At 68.1% G+C, this 19,758-nt stretch carries 20 protein-coding genes and 1 pseudogene; 14 read left to right on the top strand and 7 right to left on the bottom strand.

From position 1 onward, the window contains the following. A pseudogene (locus J2X34_RS11320) lies at positions 1-429 on the bottom strand (sensor histidine kinase); the annotation flags it as partial. 61 nt (positions 430-490) lie between these two features. After that, entirely contained in the window at positions 491-1,750 is a 1,260-nt protein-coding gene (locus J2X34_RS11315) for an MFS transporter (protein ID WP_114724381.1), read from the bottom strand. A 125-nt stretch (positions 1,751-1,875) separates the two neighbouring features. Between J2X34_RS11315 and J2X34_RS11310 the strand changes: the two genes are divergently transcribed. Continuing rightward, entirely contained in the window at positions 1,876-2,817 is a 942-nt protein-coding gene (locus tag J2X34_RS11310) for a LysR family transcriptional regulator (protein ID WP_429517259.1), read from the top strand. A gap of 23 nt (positions 2,818-2,840) precedes the next feature. On the opposite strand, the gene J2X34_RS11305 is transcribed toward J2X34_RS11310, so the two are convergent. Then, positions 2,841-3,365: a cytochrome C5 gene (locus J2X34_RS11305; protein WP_429517256.1), complete on the bottom strand. Its 525-nt coding sequence runs from the start codon at positions 3,363-3,365 to the stop codon at positions 2,841-2,843. Between the two features lie 120 nt (positions 3,366-3,485). Between J2X34_RS11305 and J2X34_RS11300 the strand changes: the two genes are divergently transcribed. Then, positions 3,486-4,190, top strand: a complete 705-nt coding sequence (locus J2X34_RS11300) for a hypothetical protein (RefSeq protein WP_429517254.1) — start codon at positions 3,486-3,488, stop codon at positions 4,188-4,190. Between the two features lie 82 nt (positions 4,191-4,272). Here the strand turns inward: J2X34_RS11300 and J2X34_RS11295 are convergent, their stop codons facing one another. Continuing rightward, positions 4,273-5,691: a PLP-dependent aminotransferase family protein gene (locus J2X34_RS11295; RefSeq protein ID WP_429517252.1), complete on the bottom strand. Its 1,419-nt coding sequence runs from the start codon at positions 5,689-5,691 to the stop codon at positions 4,273-4,275. Positions 5,692-5,738: 47 nt separating this feature from the next. Between J2X34_RS11295 and J2X34_RS11290 the strand changes: the two genes are divergently transcribed. The 3 genes from J2X34_RS11290 to J2X34_RS11280 all read left to right on the top strand — a co-directional run bounded on the left by J2X34_RS11290 (position 5,739) and on the right by J2X34_RS11280 (position 9,419). Beyond that, positions 5,739-6,203, top strand: a complete 465-nt coding sequence (locus J2X34_RS11290; RefSeq protein WP_429517250.1) for a carboxymuconolactone decarboxylase family protein — start codon at positions 5,739-5,741, stop codon at positions 6,201-6,203. A 278-nt stretch (positions 6,204-6,481) separates the two neighbouring features. Then, the gene (locus J2X34_RS11285) at positions 6,482-8,371 is read left to right on the top strand and encodes an alkyl/aryl-sulfatase (RefSeq protein ID WP_429517576.1); all 1,890 of its coding nucleotides are present in this window, start codon (positions 6,482-6,484) and stop codon (positions 8,369-8,371) included. Between the two features lie 85 nt (positions 8,372-8,456). Beyond that, positions 8,457-9,419, top strand: coding sequence for a DUF389 domain-containing protein (locus tag J2X34_RS11280; protein WP_429517248.1), 963 nt, complete (start codon positions 8,457-8,459; stop codon positions 9,417-9,419). On the opposite strand, the gene J2X34_RS11275 is transcribed toward J2X34_RS11280, so the two are convergent. Together J2X34_RS11275 and J2X34_RS11270 are read right to left on the bottom strand one after the other, a co-directional pair. After that, positions 9,420-10,283 (bottom strand): RNA polymerase sigma-70 factor, encoded by an 864-nt coding sequence (locus J2X34_RS11275; protein WP_429517246.1) that lies wholly within the window; start codon positions 10,281-10,283, stop codon positions 9,420-9,422. Further along, complete coding sequence (locus J2X34_RS11270) at positions 10,280-10,852, bottom strand: carboxymuconolactone decarboxylase family protein (RefSeq protein WP_114724375.1); 573 nt, start codon at positions 10,850-10,852, stop codon at positions 10,280-10,282. Before J2X34_RS11270 ends, J2X34_RS11275 begins: the two co-directional genes overlap by 4 nt. A gap of 148 nt (positions 10,853-11,000) precedes the next feature. On the opposite strand from J2X34_RS11270, the gene J2X34_RS11265 reads away from it, so the two are divergent. The 6 genes from J2X34_RS11265 (at position 11,001) to J2X34_RS11240 (ending at position 15,993) form a co-directional block, all read left to right on the top strand. Then, positions 11,001-11,447: a helix-turn-helix transcriptional regulator gene (locus J2X34_RS11265; protein WP_429517245.1), complete on the top strand. Its 447-nt coding sequence runs from the start codon at positions 11,001-11,003 to the stop codon at positions 11,445-11,447. Between the two features lie 5 nt (positions 11,448-11,452). Continuing rightward, positions 11,453-11,863, top strand: coding sequence for a VOC family protein (locus J2X34_RS11260; RefSeq protein ID WP_217487163.1), 411 nt, complete (start codon positions 11,453-11,455; stop codon positions 11,861-11,863). Position 11,864: 1 nt separating this feature from the next. Beyond that, positions 11,865-12,494, top strand: coding sequence for a glyoxalase (locus J2X34_RS11255; RefSeq protein ID WP_429517243.1), 630 nt, complete (start codon positions 11,865-11,867; stop codon positions 12,492-12,494). A gap of 64 nt (positions 12,495-12,558) precedes the next feature. Then, positions 12,559-14,949, top strand: a complete 2,391-nt coding sequence (locus J2X34_RS11250) for an ATP-binding cassette domain-containing protein (protein ID WP_429517242.1) — start codon at positions 12,559-12,561, stop codon at positions 14,947-14,949. A gap of 64 nt (positions 14,950-15,013) precedes the next feature. Then, entirely contained in the window at positions 15,014-15,550 is a 537-nt protein-coding gene (locus tag J2X34_RS11245; protein WP_429517240.1) for a hypothetical protein, read from the top strand. Between the two features lie 80 nt (positions 15,551-15,630). Beyond that, the gene (locus J2X34_RS11240) at positions 15,631-15,993 is read left to right on the top strand and encodes a hypothetical protein (protein ID WP_174914003.1); all 363 of its coding nucleotides are present in this window, start codon (positions 15,631-15,633) and stop codon (positions 15,991-15,993) included. 49 nt (positions 15,994-16,042) lie between these two features. Here the strand turns inward: J2X34_RS11240 and J2X34_RS11235 are convergent, their stop codons facing one another. Beyond that, entirely contained in the window at positions 16,043-17,674 is a 1,632-nt protein-coding gene (locus J2X34_RS11235) for an ABC-F family ATP-binding cassette domain-containing protein (RefSeq protein ID WP_429517239.1), read from the bottom strand. A gap of 498 nt (positions 17,675-18,172) precedes the next feature. On the opposite strand from J2X34_RS11235, the gene J2X34_RS11230 reads away from it, so the two are divergent. The 3 genes from J2X34_RS11230 (at position 18,173) to J2X34_RS11220 (ending at position 19,757) form a co-directional block, all read left to right on the top strand. Then, on the top strand, positions 18,173-18,808 hold the full coding sequence (locus J2X34_RS11230; protein ID WP_429517574.1) for a formylglycine-generating enzyme family protein: 636 nt from the start codon (positions 18,173-18,175) through the stop codon (positions 18,806-18,808). 57 nt (positions 18,809-18,865) lie between these two features. After that, complete coding sequence (locus tag J2X34_RS11225) at positions 18,866-19,210, top strand: hypothetical protein (protein ID WP_429517237.1); 345 nt, start codon at positions 18,866-18,868, stop codon at positions 19,208-19,210. 124 nt (positions 19,211-19,334) lie between these two features. After that, entirely contained in the window at positions 19,335-19,757 is a 423-nt protein-coding gene (locus J2X34_RS11220; RefSeq protein ID WP_114724515.1) for a YciI family protein, read from the top strand. The last annotated feature ends 1 nt before the right edge of the window (position 19,758 follow it).

The following is a 19,758-nucleotide window of genomic DNA, read 5'->3' as shown; positions in this document are numbered from 1 at the left end:
TCATCCATCGTGATCTCCCTCCGGACCGGCCAGCGGAAGGCGGACCACGAATTCGGTATGCCCCGGCTGTGATTCCACGCGGATGTCGCCCCGATGTTTGTCGACGATCCGCCACGAGATGTCGAGTCCGAGCCCGGTGCCCTCACCGACCGGTTTCGTCGTGAAGAACGGCTCGAAGATGCGGCCGCGGATATCCTCGGGGATGCCCGGGCCGGTGTCTCCGATTGCCACGGCCAGGCAGTCGCCGTCCCGGTAGGTGCGGATGGTGAGGGTGCCACGGCCGTCCATGGCGCTGACGGCGTTGTCGATGAGATTGGTCCAGACCTGGTTGAGTTCGGGAGCGTACGCAGGAACGGGCGGCAGGTCGCGGTCGTGCTCGGCGCCTTCGGTTCCCGCGTCCTGGGGAAGCAGTTGAAGGAGTCCGTCGAGGCCATCGAAGCGCGCAACCACGGCACGAGTGGGACGGACACACCGACGTCGGAAGGGTGAGTCATGCGGCCCGGACGTCTTCGGCCGGCGCGGCGGCCTCGGGTTCGGGTTCGGGTTCGGTCATGTGTGCCCTTGTGGGCAGCAGGAGCGGGGTCGCGAGCAGGAGAACGCCGGACATGGTGATCGCCGCGAGCGGGTTGGTGAGTGTCGCGAGGACGCCCCAGATCGCCATCAGGGAGGCCTGGAGGAGTTTGCTGCTGACACTCCAGGCGGTGAGGACCCGAGCGGCGTGACCGGCGGGGGTGCGCTGCAGGCGTTCTGTCGCGCTGACGGGGTTGAAGATGCCCATGCAGGTGATCAGCAGGCCCTCGACGACGATCACCGTGAGGAGTCCGGCGATGCCGGGTTGGACGGCGGCGAGGCCGAGCGGGAAGATCGAGCGCAACCAGCCGGAGACGATCATGACCCGGTGCCGGCCGTAGCGGGCGACGAGGCGCGCGGAAAGGCGGGCACCCACGAACCCGCCGAGTGCCGGGACGCCGAAGGCGAGACCGTATTGCCAGGCCGGGAAGTGGTATTCGCCCAGCAGGAGGACGGCCAGGAGTGGGACGGTGGCCATGATCAGGCCGCTGACCAGGATCGAGTTGAGGAACAGGCGCCGCAGCGCGCGGTCGTGGAGGATGAACCGCCAGCCGTCCAGGAGGTCGGTGGCGCGCAATCCGGTGGCCGCGGTGCGGGGGGCCGCGACGTCGTCGCCGCGGATACGGAGGATCCCGAGGGCCGACAGCAGAAAGCTGAGGGCGTCGGCGGCGACGGTGACGACCGGGCCGAGAAGCCCGACGAGCGCTCCGCCGAGGGGTGGCCCTGCCGCGGTCGCTACCCAGCTCGTGCCTTCGAATCTTCCGTTCGCCACAAGAAGTTGATCTCTGTGGACGAGGTGTTTGAGGTACGCGCCGGAGGCGGCGGTGAAGACGATGCTCGAGGTGCCGGAGACGACCGAGACGACCAGCAGTTGGCCGTAGGTCAGTAGGCCGAGGAAGTACGCGACCGGAACGCTCGCCATCGCGAGGAACCGGGCCAGGTCCGTCGCGATCATCACCGGCCGTTTGGCCCGGTGTTCGACCCACGGCCCGAGCGGGACGGCCACGATCGCCGCGACGGTGAGCCCGGCCGCCTCGAGGAGCGAGACGGCGAATGCCGGCGAGTGCAGCACTTGCACCGCGATGAGCGGGAACGCTCCGAACGCGATCCACGTGCCGTATGTGCTGACGGCGTAGGACGCCCACAGCCAGCCGAAGCTGCGCCCCGATTGCACGCGCATGCGACTCCTTCGCAACAACTGATGCTTTGGTCTGCCGGATCACATCAGCCCTGTCGGTGCTGGATCAAACAACTGGTTCTCCGGCGCGCCACAACCATCGGTTGGACAGTGCATACGCTGGGCCGATGGATACCGAGGCAGTGCGATCGTTCGTCCGGGCGGCCGAGCTCGGACAGCTGCAACACGCGGCCAACGAGCTGGGCGTGACGCAACAGGCCGTCTCGAAACGGATTGCGGCCCTGGAGCGGGAGCTGGAGGTCCGGCTGTTCACGCGTACCGCCCGCGGGGTCGAGCTGACACTCGACGGACAGGCGTTCCTCCCGCACGCACGAAGCATCGTCACGGGTGTCGAGCGCGCCGTCGCCGCGGTCAGGCCGGGCTCGCGGGCCCTTCGGATCGACGTCCTCGGCCTGCGATCCGCGCAGGCAGTCATCCTGCACGACTATTGGCGGTCGCATCCTGACGTCGATCTCGACGTGGTGACCCTCAAGGTCAACGACCCCCGCGTGGCGGTGGCCGCCGTCGAAGCCGGCGAGATCGACGCCTCGTTCCGCTCGGTCACCGATCCCGCAACGTTGCCGCGCGATGTGCAGATGATCCACGCGTTCGACTCCCCGCTGGAACTCCTCGTCGGCCCGAGGCATCCTCTCGCTGCCGCACGAAGACTGACGCCACCGCAGCTGCACCGGCATCGGATCTGGGTACCGGGTATCGCGCCGCGCACCGAATGGGCGGAGTTCTACGACCAGCTCGTCACCGAGTTCGACCTCAGCATCGACGCCGCCGGCCCGCACTTCGGCGACGAGGTACTCCTGGACACCCTCGCGGACTCCGCCGACGTGGCCACTCTTGTCGGGTCACGCGACCGGTACATCTGGCCGACGAACCATGACCTACGCCGCATACCGATCGTGAATCCGACACTCGCGTACCCACTTTCGCTCATCCTCCCGAGGTCGAATCCGCATCCCGGGCTACGGAAGATCATCGACCACTTCGGAAGCCTGGCGCCGCTTCCGGAGACGACCTGGCGCCCGTCCTGGGCGACGCCGCCGGACGGGCCGTAGCCGGCGAGCGTGTGCGGAGCCGGCTAGCGGTCTTCGGCCGAGCTCAGGTGGTCCATGAGGTCGTCGAGCGACTCGAACTCGACGACCTCGTAGTTCTCGTCCTTCTCCTCGACGACAACGTCGTCGACGTCGAGATCCTCGTCGAGCTGAGTTCGGATCCAGCTGTCGGGGAACTGCTTCGGCGCGATGAAGGAGAGCAGGACCGCGTCGTGGAGGACCGCGACGGATCTGAGGGTCAGGTCGTCGCGCAAGTCGGTTGCTTCGATCACGCTCTGATCGCCGACCGCGTCCTCGATCTCGTTGGCGACGGAGTCGACGACCTGATCCCATCGCGCGGGCGCGATCGTCAGCACTCGTTCGACGGCAGCAAGGAGCACGCCGGTGTCCAGGCCCGACCTGTCCTCGAGTTCGGGATCGACGTTCACAGTGACGTCCGTTCCGGCGGCGGGCACTCTCGCAGCGCCGATGACGATTCCGTCGTCGGCGAATGGTGCTGTCAACAGACCGCTCTCGGCGATCTCGTCCCTGAGCAGCTCAATCGGATCCATCAGGTCCATGCCTCTCCGTGTGCGTTCCTCGAGCGATCGCTGTTCCACCTTGGTTCAAGACTCCCTCAGCCGCAACGAGCACGGTCAGGGCTCCGGAAACCGGACACCTACGATGGGCGCATGGCGCGGACACCGGACATCACGTCCCCACCCGTGGTGACCTACGACGGACTGCCCGCGGCGGCGGGCGGTGCGCACTCGCTTCGCGCCAAGCGCCCCGACGAGGCATTCCAGCGCCTCCAGAGCTTCGTCGGCGCCTGCACCGAACCGGTGTCGCCGGCAGCGTGGGCGTTCGAGATCTCTGCGGGCGGACCGCCCGCGCCGACCGCGCGGGTGGTAGCGCTCGCCACCGAGCGCTTCGGCGGTCCCCGCTACCGCGCGCAAACCCACACGGAATGGAACGTCCCACCCGAATTCGTCAGCCACGCGCTCGAGGCGCTCATCGACGTCGGTCCCGAGGTCACGACCCACGGACGGTCCCTGGCCGCGCTGACCTGCAGCACGCCCGTGCGCCTCGTCGACCCGGACACCGGCGCCTGCTACCCCGACATCACGCCCGACGCCTTCGGCCACTTCGCCGTGGACGGGTACGGCCGGCGTCTGGGCGCCTCCGGCCTACGCGCCACCCTCGGTACCGCAGCATCCTCGCTCTCCTTGTGGCTCAACCTGCCCGCCGACGAACGACTGGCCCCCGGCGCTCGTCATCTGCAAGGCCATCTCCCGTTCCGGCTGTCCGCGAAACATTGGCGCCTCTGGCGACCCACCCGGAGCGGAGACGCATACCGCGCCACCAAGACTCCATCGCCCCTGCACGACCGGGTCTGAACCACAACGGAACACGCAGCGGGACTGTGTGTCTCGGCGGTATCCGACGGCGGCCTGAACGTCGCACGATCCGGCCGGGGATTCACGGTGCCGGCGGCAGGATCTGGCACAGTGCGGCCAGTGCGGCGGCGAAGGCGTGGTCCGTCGGCGCCGCGTAGCCGACGACGAGGCCGTCGAAGACGGGCGCGGCGTCGGGATGGCGGTAGGCCGCGAGACCGTCGAGTGCGATGCCCTGCCACGCGGCGGCCTTCACCGTCGAGGCTTCGGTGTCGGGCGGAAGTCGCAGCACCGCATGCAGTCCCGCGGCGATGCCGGCGGGTTCGACGTGCGGTGCGTGCTCGGCCAGCGCGGCGGCCAGGCGGTTGCGGCGGTCGCGGTAGCGCTGGCGCATCTGCCTGACGTGCCGGTCGTATGCCCCGGAGCTGATCAGGTCGGCGAACGTGAGTTGGTCGACCACGCCGGTCCAGCGCTCCCGCCGGCCCTTCACTGCCAGGACGGGGTCGATCAGCCGTTCCGGCAGCACCATCCAGCCCAGTCGCACCGCGGTCGAGAGGCTTTTACTGGCCGACCCGACGTAGAGGACGTGGTCCGGGTCGAGGGCCTGGACCGCACCGATCGGTTCGCGGTCGTACCGGAACTCGCCGTCGTAGTCGTCCTCGATCACCACCCCACCCCGCCCCCGCGCCCATTCGACTGCCGCGTGGCGCCGCGCCGGATCGAGGGGACCACCGAGCGGGAACTGGTGAGCCGGGGTGAGCAGCACCGAGCGAACGGCGCGATGATCCGCCAGTTCCGTTGTTCGGGAGCCATGTTCGTCGAGCCCGAGTGGTACGGTCCGGACACCGTCGGCCGCCAGCAGTGCGCGGTGGAAGGCCAGGCCGTACGCCTCGACCGCGAGGGGGCCCCGCAGCACACCACCACCGAACAGCAGGCGCAACGCGTCGGAGAAGCCCGCGCAGATCACGATGCACTCCGGGCCGGTGCGCACTCCCCTGACGCGGGCGAGATAGTCGGCGAGCGCGGTTCGCAACTCGATCCGACCCTGGGGGTCGCCCGGGCCGAAGGCGCTGTCGGGTGCGGCGGTGAGCGCCCGGCGGGTCGACCCCATCCACGCCCTCCTCGGGAACGACGAGGTGTCCGGCTGCCCCTGCAGGAGGTTGTGCACCGGCGCGGCGGGGCCGGGGGACGGCTTCGTCGGTACACGCGGTCGTGCAACGGGTGCGGTGCGCTCGGCGACCCGGGTGCCCGAACCCTGCCGGGCGGTCAGCCAACCCTCGGCGACCAGTTCGGAGTAGGTGGCGGCGACCGTGTTCCGTGCTATGCCGAGGTCGGCCGCGAGCGACCGATAGGGAGGCAGCAGGGTTCCCGGGGCCAGCCGCCCATCCTGGATCGCCCCGCGCAGTGCCCGGCCGAGAGCGGCTCGGCGCGAACCGGTTCCGCCCAGTTCCAGATGCAGATCGGAACCGAGACGTTCGGCAACATTGACCCATGATTTCGACATCGGAATGCACCTCTCGGGTGGTCTATTGATTCCCTAGATTAGTGATCATGACCAACACCACCGCACCCCGAGTCACCTTCGCCGCCGCCGCCCCGAAGGCGTTCAAGGCGCTGATCGGCTTCGATGCCGCTGCCCGCGAGGGCCTCGACCCCACGCTGGTCGAGCTGATCCAGATCCGTTCGTCACAGCTCAACGGCTGCGCCTACTGCCTCCACATGCATGTGAGCGACGCGCGTAAGGCCGGCGAAGACGAGATGCGCCTGCACATGGTTGCGGTCTGGCGTGAGGCGAGGCACTACTTCTCCGCACGGGAACAGGCCGCGCTCGCGCTGACCGAGGCCGTCACCCGAATCGCCGGCGGCGTGCCGGACGAGGTGTACGCGCAGGCCGCGGCGCAGTTCGACGACGCGGAGCTCGCCCACGTCCTCGCCCTGATCTTCACGATCAACACCTGGAACCGTCTCGCGATCAGCACCGGCAAGGTCGCCGGCACCGACGAGCGTCGCCGGTAGTTCCGTCCGGATGCCGATCCGGTCAGCGGCCCGAGCTGCCCGCGGATTGGAGCCGTGAACGGTCAGCGGACATCCGATGGCGGCTTGCGCCAGGAAACGGTTCAGCACGGTGCCGTAGTCGCCGTCGTAGGCGAAGGATGCAAGCACCCACAGCTCCCGTCTGTCGGCAGAACCGGCGGGGAATCCGGTCGCCGCACCTGTCCCCATCGGGGAGCTACTCTTCACCCATCCCAGGTGAGGCGGACGGGCGCGGGGCGTCCCACACTGCCGACATGGCTATGACATCGAATTCGGCATCCGAGTCCATCATTCGCCAGCAGAAGGAGCTGCTCGAGAGCCTTCCCTTCTCCGATACGCAGGATTTCGACGACGCCACTCGCGGGCTCGTCGCCCGCCGCGAACCGAACGCGGTCACGGCGGAGGACGGAACGGTCCTGTGGGACAACGACACCTACGCCTTTCTCGAGGGCGACGCTCCGGACACCGTGAACCCGAGCCTGTGGCGGCAGTCCAAGCTCAACGCGATCGACGGTCTGTTCGAAGTGGTCCCGGGTATCTACCAGGTACGCGGCATGGACCTGTCGAACACCACGTTCGTCGAGGGTGACGAAGGTGTGGTCGTCGTCGACACCCTCCTCTCCGAGGAGACCGGCCGCGCGGCTCTCGAGCTCTACCGCGAGCACCGTGGCAACCGTCCGGTGAAGGCGATCGTGTACACCCATTCCCACGTCGACCACTTCGGCGGCGTCCGGGGTTTCGTGTCGCAGGAGGAGGTGGACGCCGGCAAGGTGAAGATCTTTGCCCCGGAAGGGTTCACCGAACACGCCATCTCCGAGAACGTGTACGCGGGCATCGCGATGGGTCGCCGTGCCGGCTACATGTACGGCGCCGCGCTCGCTCGCGGGCCGCAGGGCCAGGTCGGTGCCGGATTGGGTCAGACCACCTCCACCGGGACCGTCACCCTCATCCCGCCGACGGACATCGTCACCACCACCGGCCAGGAGGAGACCGTCGACGGTGTCCGGATGGTCTTCCAGATGGCGCCCGATACGGAGGCGCCGTCGGAGATGCTCATCTACTTCCCCGGTTTCAAGGCGTTGTGCGCGGCCGAGGACGCCACGCACAACTTCCACAACCTGCTGACGCTGCGCGGTGCGGTCGTCCGAGACCCGCACGGCTGGGCCGGCTACCTGACCGAGACCATCGACCTGTTCGGCGACGACGTCGAGGTCGTGTTCGCCTCCCACCACTGGCCCACGTGGGGCAAGGACCGGGTCGTGGACTTCCTGTCCACCCAGCGCGACCTCTATGCCTATGTGCACGACCAGACGTTGCGCATGATCAACAAGGGCTTGACCGGGCCCGAGATCGCCGAGCAGCTCCAACTGCCCCCGTCCCTCGAGAACGCGTGGAGCGCGCGCGGCTATTACGGGTCGGTCAGCCACAACGTCAAGGCGATCTACCAGCGCTACATCGGGTGGTTCGACGGCAACCCGGCGAGCCTGTGGGAGCACACCCCGGTCGAGCAGTCGAAGCGTTACGTCGACTTCATGGGCGGCGCGGACGCGGTCGTCGCGAAGGCGCGTGAGTCGTTCGCCGCCGGCGACTACCGCTGGGTGGCGCAGGTGGTCAACCACGTGATCTTCGCGCAACCGGACCACGCGAAGGCCCGGGACCTGCTTGCCGACACCTACGAGCAGCTCGGCTACGGCGCCGAGAACGGCACCTGGCGCAGCTGGTACCTCTCCGCGGTCACCGAGCTTCGCGAGGGAAAGTTCGGGACGCCGACCGAAACCGCCGCACCGGACGTCATCGCCCAGCTGACCCCGGACATGCTGTTCGACGCCATGGCCATCCAGATCGACGGACCGCGGGCGTGGGACGTGAAGCTGTCGATCGACATCGCGCTCACCGACGTCGACGAGCGATACCGGCTGCGGCTCGCCAACGGCGTCCTCACCTACAGCAACCGGCCCCAGCCGGGCTCGGCGGACGCGATCCTGACCACGACCCGACGGGCGCTGCCGGCGCTCGCGCTGGGCGGGCTGTCGGCCGACGGCCTCGCGGACGCCGGGATCGAGATCAGCGGTGACGCATCGGTTCTCACTCGACTGGTGGCGGTGCTGGATCCGGGTGACAAGGACTTCGCGATCGTCACGCCGGAATGAGTCATCGGCACTGCTGCGCCGGCGATGAGGGGTCCTCCTCGGGCCACCGGCGCAGCAGTAGCCCGTGGGAGAGAGACGGATCCGGATGCTGATCCCCGATACTCAACGCCGTCCTCTGCCCGAATTGGACGAACGCCTCGATCTGACGGTCGGCGACCGGAGCGCCAAGGCGTCGGCGTTCTGGACGATGTTGACCCTCGCCGGGCTGATCGCGGTCGCCGGTGTGGTGGGCGACTCCACCGCGACGGTGATCGGCGCGATGATCGTCGCCCCACTGTCGACGCCGATCCTCGGCGTCGGGTTGGGTATCGCCACCGGTCGTGCCCGGCTGATCGGGCACAGCCTGATGATCGTGGTGCTCGGAGCGGTGCTGGTCGTCGTCGTGGGTGCACTGTTCGCTCAGTTGCTCCCCAATTCCACTGATGTGCTGGCGAACTCGCAGGTCCTCGGACGGACGTCACCGAAACTGTCCGATCTGACGGCCGCGTTGGCGACCGGTCTGGTCGGGGCGATCGCGGTCGCGCGCCGCGATGTCGGCGACGTGTTGCCGGGGGTGGCCATCGCGATCTCCCTCGTCCCGCCGCTGGCCGTCGTGGGGGTCTGCCTCGGGTCCGGTGCGCCGTCCCTGGCGATGGGCGCCCTGGTCCTGTTCCTGTCGAACGTCCTGGCGTTGGTCATCACCGCCACAGGCGTTCTCGTCGTCGCCGGGTATTCCACCGAAGCGGGATGGGGCGCCGGTAAGCGCGGTGGCGCCTACCTTGCCCTCGCGCTGGGCATGGTCGTCGTGGCGGTGCCGATGGTCGCGAACACCCTGTCGTCGCTGTGGGCACAGCAGATCGCCGAGGCCGGCGAGCGATGGCTGGCGGATGTGCCCGGCGCGCACGTGACCGACGTCGTCTGGCACGGTGATACCGCGACGGTGGCGGTGCTCGGTCCCCAGGATCTTCCCCCGATCAGCGAACTGCAGGAGGCGGTCGACTCGATCGTCCCCTGGGAACCGTCGTTGCGGGTCGATCACACCGTCGGTGCCCGCATCGTCGCCGAGTAGTCACCGCCGCAGTTCCGCCGGCCGGTCCAGCCAGCCCAGCTTGTGCGGGTTGCGGATTGCGTACACCCGGCTGATCCGGCCGTCCTCGACCACCACGCTCACCGCGGTGGCCTCGCCGCCGACGTCGATCCGGATTCCCGGCATGCCGTTGTAGTACGTCGGCGCGGTCACGAAGTCCGGGAACGTCGCGGCGCGGGCCAGGAACGCCGACACCCGTCGGGCCCCGACGATCGGCTTCCGTGCCGCCGTCGCGATGCCACCGCCGTCGGCGATCACCACCACGTCCGGGGCGAGCACCTCCATCAGTGCCTGCACGTCGCCGTTCGAGACGGCGGCGAGGAACCTCTCGACCGCCGCCTGCTGTTGGTCCCGGTCGACCTGCATCCGCGGCCGCCGCGCACCGACGTGCTCGCGGGCACGGTGCGCGATCTGCCGGACCGCGGCCGGGGTCTTGCCCACCACCTCGGCGATCTCCTGGTACGGCGTCTCGAACACCTCGTGCAGCACGAACACCGCCCGCTCGACCGGACCGAGGGTCTCGAGCACGGTGAGCATCGCGATCGAGACGTTCTCGGCCAGCTCGACGTCGTCGGCCACATCAGGCGTTGTGAGCAGAGGTTCGGGCAGCCATTCCCCGACGTACTCCTCCCGGCGGCGCGACACCGACCGGAGCCGGTTCAACGCCTGGCGGGTGACGATCCGGACCAGATAGGCGCGGGGATCGTGCACCTCGGCCCGATCGACCTCGGCCCACCGCAGCCAGGTCTCCTGGACCACGTCCTCGGCGTCGGCCGCGGAGCCGAGCATCTCGTAGGCGACGGTGAAGAGCAGGCTGCGGTGGGTGACGAACGGGTCGTCGGTCATGTCGTCGAGCGTACGGCGAGCGGCTCGAGACCACAGGTGGCCGACAAGCCCTGCGACTCGATGCCGAACGCGGTGTTGGTGCGGGTCATCAGGTTCGCCACCGCGATGAACGCGGTCAGCTCCACGAGTGCGGGTGCACCGAGTTGCTCGAGCAGCCGCGCGGACATCTTGTCGGTCACCGTCGGCGGGGTCTGGGTCATCGCCTCGGCGTATTCCATGACGTCGCGTTCGAGCGGTGTGAACACGTCCGACTCGCGCCAGCGCGGCACCTCGCGTGCCTTGGTCAGATCGAGTCCCTCGTTGTGGGCGTGGAAGTAGCCGAAGTCCAGGCAGAAGCTGCAGCCGACGAGGCTGGCCACCGCCATGTGGGCGAACGACTTCAGGTTCTCGTCACACTGGTCCCATTTCTGCGCTTTGCGGCCGACGGTGAAACTGAAGTTCAGCACTTTCCGGTTGTGCCACGTCACCTCGACCGGTTCGGCGACGTCGCCGAGCATCTTGCGGGACATCCGCTTGACCACCGCGCCGTAGATGCCGGTCAACTCTGCTTTCGGGATTCTGGTAGCCATGATTCCTCCTTGCGGTTGTTTGCTCTCGGCATGGAGACACCGGCCGGGGGCCGGATGTGACACCCGACCGCAAATTCGTGGGCTCGAGGAGCGGGTCGGCGGCCCGCAGCGCTGGACAACTCCGGTACGACGCGGGACGATCGCGCAGGTGACCAGCAGACCTGACGAAGCGCAGCGCCTGCGTGACCTCGCGTTGCTGCGCCGTGTTCGCGACCGGATGGATCGGGAGTACGCGCAACCGCTGGACGTCGAGGCGCTCGCCCGCGGCGTGAACGTCTCGGCCGGTCATCTGAGCCGGCAGTTCCGCCTCGCGTACGGCGAGTCGCCGTACGCCTATCTGATGACGCGACGCATCGAGCGCGCGATGGCACTGCTGCGCCGTGGCGACCTCAGCGTCACCGAGGTCTGTTTCGCGGTCGGCTGCTCGTCGCTGGGCACCTTCAGCACCCGATTCACCGGGCTGGTCGGTGTCCCGCCCAGCGTCTACCGGGATCAGGCGCGCTCGGCCGAGGAGATGCCGTCGTGCGTCACGAAGCAGGTGACCAGACCGATCAGGAATCGAGAAGCGCCGACCCGCGCACCGCATTTAGCGTGACTGCCATGGACATCACCATTCACTCAGCCTTCCTGCCGCACACCGACCACGAGGCCTCATTGGCCTTCTACCGCGACCTGCTCGGATTCGAGGTCCGAAAGGAGGTCGGCTACAACGGGATGTACTGGATCACCGTCGGCCACCCGGATCAGCCCGGCACGTCCCTCGTCCTGCATCCCCCGGCCGCCGATCCCGGCATCACCGACGACGAGCGCCGCACCATCACCGAGATGATGGCGAAGGGGACGTACGCAATCCTGACCCTGGCCACCCCCGACCTCGACGCAACCTTCGCGAAGCTCGAGGCCGGCGGCGCCGACATCGTCCAGGAGCCGATCGACCAGCCGTACGGCATCCGGGACTGCGCCGTCCGGGACCCCGCGGGCAACCTGCTCCGAATCAACGAGGTGCGTTGACATGACCACTTCCAAGTCACCGACCACCATCGCGTCCCTCATCCTGGAAGTACCCGACCCCACGGCCGCCGAGGCGTTCTACGCCGCCTTCGGCGTCGGCGATCGCGTGGGCGTCCGCGCGGCGGAGGCGCCGACGGCCGGGTTCCGCGGCTACACCCTCTCGCTCGTGGTGTCGCAGCCGAACATCGTCGACGCGTTCGTGGGGGCCGCCCTCGACGGCGGCGCCACCACGCTGAAGCCCGCCAAGAAGGGCTTCTGGGGCTACGGCGGCGTCGTGCAGGCCCCGGACGGCGCGATCTGGAAGGTGGCGACGTCGTCGAAGAAGAACACCGGCCCCGCCACCCGGCAGATCGACGACGTCGTGCTGCTGCTCGGTGTCGAGGACGTCAAGGCGAGCAGAGGGTTCTACGTCGACCGCGGGCTGGAGGTGGCGAAGAGCTTCGGACGCAAGTACGTCGAGTTCGCGGCACCGGATTCGCAGGTCAAGCTGGCGATCTACGGGCGCCGCGCGCTCGCGAAGGACGCCGGCGTCTCCCCGGACGGGACCGGATCGCACCGTATCGTCGTCGGTAGCGAAGCCGCACCCTTCACCGACCCGGACGGGTTCGAGTGGGAGACCACATCCGCATGACGCCGCGGTCGGTCGGACGCAGGCACGGTGGCCGCGACGGCGGCCCGACACAGAGGGAGAGACGATGAGCACGGCCACGACGACGGACCAGCAGTCGCCTGAGCTTCACGCCGCCGACCGCCACGATCTGATCCGCGTGCACGGCGCGCGCGAGAACAACCTCAAGGACATCAGCGTCGAACTGCCGAAGCGGCGGCTGACGGTGTTCACCGGTGTCTCGGGCTCCGGCAAGAGTTCGCTGGTGTTCTCCACCATCGCCGCCGAGTCGCAGCGGATGATCAACGAGACGTACAGCGCCTTCGTGCAGGGTTTCATGCCGACTCTGGCGCGGCCGGACGTCGACGTGCTCGACGGGCTGACGACGGCGATCATCGTCGATCAGGAGCGGATGGGCGCCAACCCGCGCTCCACCGTCGGCACCGCGACCGACGCCAATGCGATGCTGCGCATCCTGTTCAGCCGGGTCGGAAAGCCGTACATCGGCTCGCCGCAAGCATTCTCGTTCAACGTCGCCTCCGTCAGCGGTGCCGGGGCGATCACCGTGGAGAAGGCCGGCCGGACCGTCAAGGAGCGTCGCGCCTTCAGCGTCACCGGTGGCATGTGCCCGCGCTGCGAGGGCATGGGCAAGGTCTCGGACTTCGACCTGACGGCTCTGTACGACGACGGGAAGTCGCTCAACGAGGGTGCGCTGACGATCCCCGGCTACAGCATGGACGGCTGGTACGGCCGCATCTTCCGCGGCTGCGGATTCTTCGACCCCGACAAGCCGATCGCCAAGTTCACCAAGAAGCAGTTGAACGACCTCCTCTACAAGGAGCCGACCAAGGTCAAGGTCGAGGGCGTCAACGTCACGTACGAGGGTCTGATCCCGAAGATCCAGAAGTCGTTCCTGTCCAAGGACCGCGAGGCGATGCAGCCGCACATCCGCGCGTTCGTGGATCGCGCGATCACCTTCCAGACGTGCCCCGACTGCGAGGGCACGCGGCTGAGTGAGGAGGCGCGCTCGTCGAAGATCGACGGGGTCAGCATCGCCGACGCCTGCGCCATGCAGATCAGCGATCTCGCCGAATGGGTGCGCGGGCTGGACGCGCCGTCGGCGGCGCCGCTGTTGAAGTCGTTGGGCGAGACGCTCGACTCGTTCGTCGAGATCGGACTCGGCTATCTCAGCCTCGACCGCCCGGCGGGCACGCTGTCCGGCGGAGAGGCGCAGCGCACCAAGCTGATCCGCCACCTCGGGTCGTCGCTCACCGACGTCACGTACGTCTTCGACGAGCCCACCATCGGCCTGCACCCGCACGACATCGCGCGGATGAACGACCTGCTGCTGCAGCTGCGCGACAAGGGCAACACCGTCCTGGTCGTCGAGCACAAGCCGGAGGCGATCGCGATCGCCGACCACGTCGTCGATCTCGGCCCCCGCGCCGGCACCGAGGGCGGCGAGGTGGTGTTCGAGGGCACCGTGGACGAACTGCGCTCGAGCGGCACGCTCACCGGCAAGCACCTCGACGACCGCGCGTCGGTGAAGCCGTCGGTGCGGAAGTCGTCGGGCGCGCTGGAGGTGCGCGGTGCCGGCACCCACAACCTGCGCGACGTCGACGTCGACATCCCGTTGGGCGTGCTCGTCGTGGTGACGGGCGTCGCCGGTTCGGGCAAGAGTTCGCTGATCGGCGGCTCGGTGGCCAAGCGCGACGGTGTGGTGTCGATCGACCAGGGGGCGATCAAGGGTTCCCGCCGCAGCAACCCCGCCACCTACACCGGCCTGCTCGACCCGATCCGCAAGGCGTTCGCGAAGGTCAACGGCGTCAAGCCCGGCCTGTTCAGCGCCAACTCCGAGGGTGCCTGCCCCAACTGCAACGGCGCCGGCGTCGTGTACTCCGACCTGGCGATGATGGCCGGCGTCTCCACCCCGTGCGAGGTGTGCGAGGGCAAGCGGTTCCAGGCCGAGGTGCTGGACTACAAGTTCGGCGGCAAGGACATCAGCGAGGTGCTCACGATGTCCGTCGCCCAGGCCGAGGAGTTCTTCGGCTCCGGTGACGCGAAACTCCCTGCGGCCCACAAGATCCTGGCGCGGTTGGCGGATGTCGGGCTCGGCTACGTCAAGATCGGTCAGCCGCTCACCACACTGTCCGGCGGTGAACGGCAGCGACTCAAGCTCGCCACCCACATGGGTGAGAAGGGCGACGTCTACGTCCTCGACGAGCCCACCACCGGCCTGCACCTCGCCGACGTCGAAAACCTGCTCGGCCTGCTGGACCGCCTCGTCGACTCGGGCAAGTCGGTCATCGTCATCGAGCACCACCAGGCGGTGATGGCACACGCCGACTGGATCATCGATCTCGGTCCCGGCGCGGGGCACGACGGCGGCCGGATCGTCTTCGAGGGCACGCCCGCCGACCTCGTCGCCGACCGGTCCACCCTCACCGGCAAGCACCTGGCGGAGTACGTCGGCGCCTGACCACGGCGCCGGACAATTCGGCGTTCGGTGACCACGCGGCCGGCCGGCGTGTTTCGATTCGCCTATGCGAAAAGCACTGCTGGCAGTTGCGTTGATCGCTATCTGGCTGGTTGCCGGGGCCGCGCCCGCAGGCGCCTCGTCTGCGGGCGCGGCGCAGCCGTCCTGGTCCGGTGAGTACTCGGTGAAGCGCTTCGCCGCGACGAAGACCGGGACGAGTCTGGCGGCGCGGCAATGGGAGCCCGACTTCGCCGATACCTACGCGTTCGAGACGAGTTGTTCGGGCGGAACCTGCGTGGCCACCGTGACCGACGGGCCCACGCCCGCCAATCCGACACTGCCCCAACCCCCGCAGTACACCTGGGACGGGACAAGTTGGGTTCATCACTACGACTGGCAATGGGACTGCTGGCAGGGCGAGGGCGTGCCCAAGGTGTGGGCGCCGGCGTCCTCGGTGGCGATCTACACCCCGCAACGAGACGGCACGCTGACCGGTTCGTGGCGTACCGACATCGAGAGTGGCCCGTGTGAAGGTTCGGTGATCATGAACGTCGCGGCCTACCCGGTCGATCCACCCTCCGGTGTCTTCGGCAGCAGCAGCTGAGGCGGATCCACATCGGCCGCACCAGTTCGCCGTCGCGCGACACCGGGTCCTGTTTCCGAACCACCCTGCAGGAGAGCGGCATGCGTGACGAAACTGATCCCGCGGACCCGGCACGCGCACTCCTCGACGAGCTTGCTGCCGACTTCCTCCGCGAACCCGCCGTCGAGTTCGGCACGATGTTCCGAAGCCCGGGCCTGCGAGTCGACGGCAAGATCTTCGCGTTCCTCGGCCGCGACCGTCGCCTGATCGTCAAGCTCCCGCGCCCCCGCGCTGAGGAGATCCTCCGCGCGGGGGCCGCTCAGGAAGTCACGATGGGCAAACGAACCATGAAGGAATGGGTGGCCTTCCCGGTCGACGACGACGACCTCGACGGCACTCTGACCACGTGGCGTCATGCCGCGCGCGAGGCCCACGACTTTGTCGTGGGCCTGCCACCGACATGATCCAAATTGCCTGGCGTACAGCCCTTCCAGATCGATCCTTCGTTGCGGATCAGGCGAGCTGGATCAGGTCGAGGTACTCCGGGGACCAGTGGTCCTCGGTGCCGTCGGGCAGCAGGATGACCCGCTCCGGGTTGAGCGCCTCGGCGGCGCCCGGATCGTGGGTGACCAGGACGACGGCACCCTTGTAGCTGCGGAGCGCGTCGAGGACCTGCTCGCGCGAGATCGGGTCGAGGTTGTTGGTCGGCTCGTCGAGCAGCAGCACGTTCGCCGCCGACGACACCAGCCCGGCCAGCGCCAGACGCGTCTTCTCACCACCGGACAGGGTGCCCGCCGGCTGCTCGAGCTGCGGGCCGGTGAACATGAACGCCCCCAGCAGACCGCGTAGGTCCTGCTCCCCGGCGTCGGGGGCGGCGTGCCGGATGTTCTCCCACACGCTGGCGTCGTCGTCGAGGGTGTCGTGTTCCTGCGCGAAGTAACCGATCTTCAGGCCGTGCCCGGGCACCAGCTCGCCGAGGTCGGGGGTCTCGACACCACCGAGCAGCCGCAGCAGCGTCGTCTTGCCCGTACCGTTGAGTCCGAGGATCACCACGCGGGAGCCGCGGTCGATCGCGAGGTCGACACCGGTGAAGATCTCCAGCGACCCGTAGACCTTGGTCAGGTCCTTCGCCATGAGCGGGGTCTTGCCGCAGGGGGCGGGCTCGGGGAACCGGATGTGGGCGACCCTGTCGGCGACCCGGACGTCGTCGAGATCGTTGATCAGCTTGTCGGCGCGCTTGGCCATGTTCTGTGCGGCGGTCGCCTTGGTCGCCTTCGCGCCGAGCTTGGCGGCCTGGGCACGCAGCGCACCGGCCTTCTTCTCGGCGTTGGCGCGTTCGCGTCGGCGGCGCTGCTCGTCGGTGGCGCGGGCGTCGAGGTACTTCTTCCAGCCCATGTTGTAGATGTCGGCCTCGCCGCGCACGGCGTCGAGGAACCACACCCGGTTCACGACGTCGTTGAGCAGGTCCACGTCGTGACTGATCACGATCAGGCCGCCGTCGTGGTTCTGCAGGAACCCGCGCAACCACGTGATCGAGTCGGCGTCGAGGTGGTTGGTGGGCTCGTCGAGCAGCAGCGTGGTGTTCGACTTGCCGCCCGAACCGTCCGAGGCGGCGAACAGGATCCGCGCCAGCTCCACCCGGCGACGCTGACCACCGGAGAGGGTCTTCAGCGGCTGCTCGAGGACCCGATCGGCCAGGCCCAGGCTGTTGCAGATCCGGGCCGCCTCGGACTCGGCGACATACCCGCCGAGGGCGGAGAACCGGTCCTCGAGCGAGCCGTACTTGCGCACGGCCTTGTCGCGGGCAACGTCGTCGACGGCCTCGGCCATGATCGCCTGCTGCTTCTCCATCTTGCGCATGATCTCGTCGAGACCCCGCGCCGACAGCACCCGGTCCTTCGCGAGGACGTCGAGGTTGCCCTCCTTCGGGTCCTGCGGCAGATACCCCAACTCGCCGCTGCGGATCACCGCGCCCGCATAGGGCTCGCCCTCCCCCGCCAGGATGCGCAGCGTGGTCGTCTTCCCGGCACCGTTACGCCCCACCAGACCGATCCGGTCCCCGGCCTGCACACGCAACGCCGAACCCGGGGCAGACAACAGCGTCCGCACACCGGCACGAACTTCGAGGTCGGAAGCGGTAATCACAAGTGTTCTCCCAATAATCAAAAATTAGACAGAGCGGATCGACTCCACAGGCATCGTTTCGAGTCCGAAACTGCGAATCCGGCCGACCCGAATGGAAATGGCCTCGGGCCCGACTCGAAAACTGCGCGTGTAGTCGATGAAAGAGATGGCACATCAGGATTGATCCTGATGTGAACGATAGATTCGCGGAATATCACGTCCACGAAGCTGAACCCGTGGACGGAAGCCGAACCTGTAGGCGGCGGAGGAGGAGCCTAGCTTCTCTCGATCCAGACCAAGCCCGCATGCAGCCGCTCACGGGCCTTCTTGGCTGGCTGGACATACATGGCAGAGCACTTTAGCGCAGTTCCGTGCCATTGCCAATCTGTCGCCCGCCGGGGTCGGCTCGACGATCGTGGTGGCGGTCCCGCTCGGTCGATCGTGCGCACGGTAGTCCGACCTGAGGTCGAAGGAAATCGGTAGTGTCGATCAACCATGGAGCCGTTAGCTTTTCCCGAGCTGGCCGCGGTACCGGCAGGCCAGGTGACACTGTCGGATCGGCGGACGAGTAGCAGTTGGTGTGTAGAGGTGGGGGGCTTCGAGATCGGGGTCGGCGCGGTGACACAGGCCGAGTACGCCGACGTCACCGGCGAGTGGCCGGGCGCGTCGCGGAATCCCCGTCGCCCGGTGGAGGGCGTGTCGTGGTTCGACGCGATCCTGTTCTGCAACAAGCTTTCCGCGCGCGCCGGCCTCACCGCCGCCTACCGGGTCGCCGGCGACCACGTCGGGTGGGACGCCGCGTCCGACGGCTATCGGCTGCCGACCGAGGCCGAATGGGAGCGCGCCTGCCGGGCCGGAACGAGCGGACCGCGGTACGGGCCGCTGGACGAGATCGCCTGGTACGGCGACAACTCCGACGGGCGCCCGCACGACGTGTGCGGAAAGCTGCCGAACGGATGGGGTCTGCACGACATGCTCGGCAACGTCTGGGAGTGGTGCTGGGATCTCTACGATCCGGAGGTGTACGGCAGCTATCGGGTGCTGCGCGGCGGCGGGTGGGCGGACGCGCACTGGAGTTGCCGGGCGTCGGTGCGGCGGCGCAGCCACCCCACGTACCGCATCGACGACGTCGGGTTCCGGATCGCGCGCGGATAGCCGATCCGGTCCTTCGGATCGGTAACGAACCCCGATCGACGGTGGAACACTGCCTACATGTCCGACGGGCGAGAGCAACCCCGCACCGGCCCCGACCCCGATGACGACGAGCGATCCGAACCGGATACTGCCTGGGATCTCGCGTTCGGGATCGGTGTCCCGTTGGGCCTGCTGGTGGGGGCGTGTGTGGCGTTCTTCTGCCTCGGACCGGCGGTGGTCGCGCTGCAGCATGCGCTCGACGTCCCCGAACTGTCGCCGGTGCCGACGAACCAACGACGTCCGGGTGAACCCGGGCCGACCGCGATGTACTGGGTGACGTGGCTCGTGCCGCCGCTCCTGGTGTTCGCATGCGTCGCGGCGCTGTGGGTGTGGCGGCTCGCGCGGCCCTTCGCGCCGAGCTGATGTATGTCACGCTCGCCGAACAGCCTTCCGAAAATTGATTCGCGGACCTTGTCGATCTGGCGTCTTCCCGTTCGACGTCCTGGATGAGAGGGTCGAAACGCGACCCCGACAAAGGAGCGAACCGATGAAGTACATGCTGATCATGCGCGCCACCGACGAGGCTGTCGAGGCATACAAGGAAGTTCCGTTCGAGCAGGTCATCGAGCAGATGGGCAAGTTCAACGAGGCCCTGATGAAGGCGGGCGTGCTGCTGGCCGGGGAGGGCCTGTCCGACGCCGAGGAGGGGTTCGTCGTCGACTTCTCCGGTGACACCCCGCTCGTCACCGACGGTCCCTACGGGGAGACCAAGGAACTGTTCAACGGGTTCTGGATCCTCGAGGTCGCGTCCAAGGAGGAGGCGGCCGAGTGGGCCAAGCGGGTTCCGCTGGGTCCGGGGGCGAAGATCGAGGTGCGCCGGGTGACCGGGCCCGAGGACTTCCCGCAGGACAACGAGTGGATCCAGAAGGAAGACGGCTGGCGTGAGGAACTCGAGAACCGCAACGCGTAGC

Source organism: Rhodococcus sp. BE178, assembly GCF_050433545.1.
In the GTDB taxonomy this organism is placed as follows: domain Bacteria; phylum Actinomycetota; class Actinomycetes; order Mycobacteriales; family Mycobacteriaceae; genus Prescottella.
Note: the sequence above shows the minus strand (reverse complement) of the source record. Positions and strands in the feature narration are given on the sequence as shown.

What these genes read in the sequence shown, in the direction of transcription:
- J2X34_RS11315 (WP_114724381.1), bottom strand. Translation starts at nt 1,750, where the DNA reads ATGCGCGTGCAATCGGGGCGCAGCTTCGGCTGGCTGTGGGCGTCCTAC.
- J2X34_RS11280 (WP_429517248.1), top strand. Translation starts at nt 8,457, where the DNA reads ATGCTGATCCCCGATACTCAACGCCGTCCTCTGCCCGAATTGGACGAA.
- J2X34_RS11305 (WP_429517256.1), bottom strand. Translation starts at nt 3,365, where the DNA reads ATGGATCCGATTGAGCTGCTCAGGGACGAGATCGCCGAGAGCGGTCTG.
- J2X34_RS11270 (WP_114724375.1), bottom strand. Translation starts at nt 10,852, where the DNA reads ATGGCTACCAGAATCCCGAAAGCAGAGTTGACCGGCATCTACGGCGCG.
- J2X34_RS11220 (WP_114724515.1), top strand. Translation starts at nt 19,335, where the DNA reads ATGAAGTACATGCTGATCATGCGCGCCACCGACGAGGCTGTCGAGGCA.
- J2X34_RS11260 (WP_217487163.1), top strand. Translation starts at nt 11,453, where the DNA reads ATGGACATCACCATTCACTCAGCCTTCCTGCCGCACACCGACCACGAG.
- J2X34_RS11290 (WP_429517250.1), top strand. Translation starts at nt 5,739, where the DNA reads ATGACCAACACCACCGCACCCCGAGTCACCTTCGCCGCCGCCGCCCCG.
- J2X34_RS11245 (WP_429517240.1), top strand. Translation starts at nt 15,014, where the DNA reads ATGCGAAAAGCACTGCTGGCAGTTGCGTTGATCGCTATCTGGCTGGTT.
- J2X34_RS11310 (WP_429517259.1), top strand. Translation starts at nt 1,876, where the DNA reads ATGGATACCGAGGCAGTGCGATCGTTCGTCCGGGCGGCCGAGCTCGGA.
- J2X34_RS11285 (WP_429517576.1), top strand. Translation starts at nt 6,482, where the DNA reads ATGACATCGAATTCGGCATCCGAGTCCATCATTCGCCAGCAGAAGGAG.
- J2X34_RS11225 (WP_429517237.1), top strand. Translation starts at nt 18,866, where the DNA reads ATGTCCGACGGGCGAGAGCAACCCCGCACCGGCCCCGACCCCGATGAC.
- J2X34_RS11275 (WP_429517246.1), bottom strand. Translation starts at nt 10,283, where the DNA reads ATGACCGACGACCCGTTCGTCACCCACCGCAGCCTGCTCTTCACCGTC.
- J2X34_RS11240 (WP_174914003.1), top strand. Translation starts at nt 15,631, where the DNA reads ATGCGTGACGAAACTGATCCCGCGGACCCGGCACGCGCACTCCTCGAC.
- J2X34_RS11255 (WP_429517243.1), top strand. Translation starts at nt 11,865, where the DNA reads ATGACCACTTCCAAGTCACCGACCACCATCGCGTCCCTCATCCTGGAA.
- J2X34_RS11295 (WP_429517252.1), bottom strand. Translation starts at nt 5,691, where the DNA reads ATGTCGAAATCATGGGTCAATGTTGCCGAACGTCTCGGTTCCGATCTG.
- J2X34_RS11250 (WP_429517242.1), top strand. Translation starts at nt 12,559, where the DNA reads ATGAGCACGGCCACGACGACGGACCAGCAGTCGCCTGAGCTTCACGCC.
- J2X34_RS11300 (WP_429517254.1), top strand. Translation starts at nt 3,486, where the DNA reads ATGGCGCGGACACCGGACATCACGTCCCCACCCGTGGTGACCTACGAC.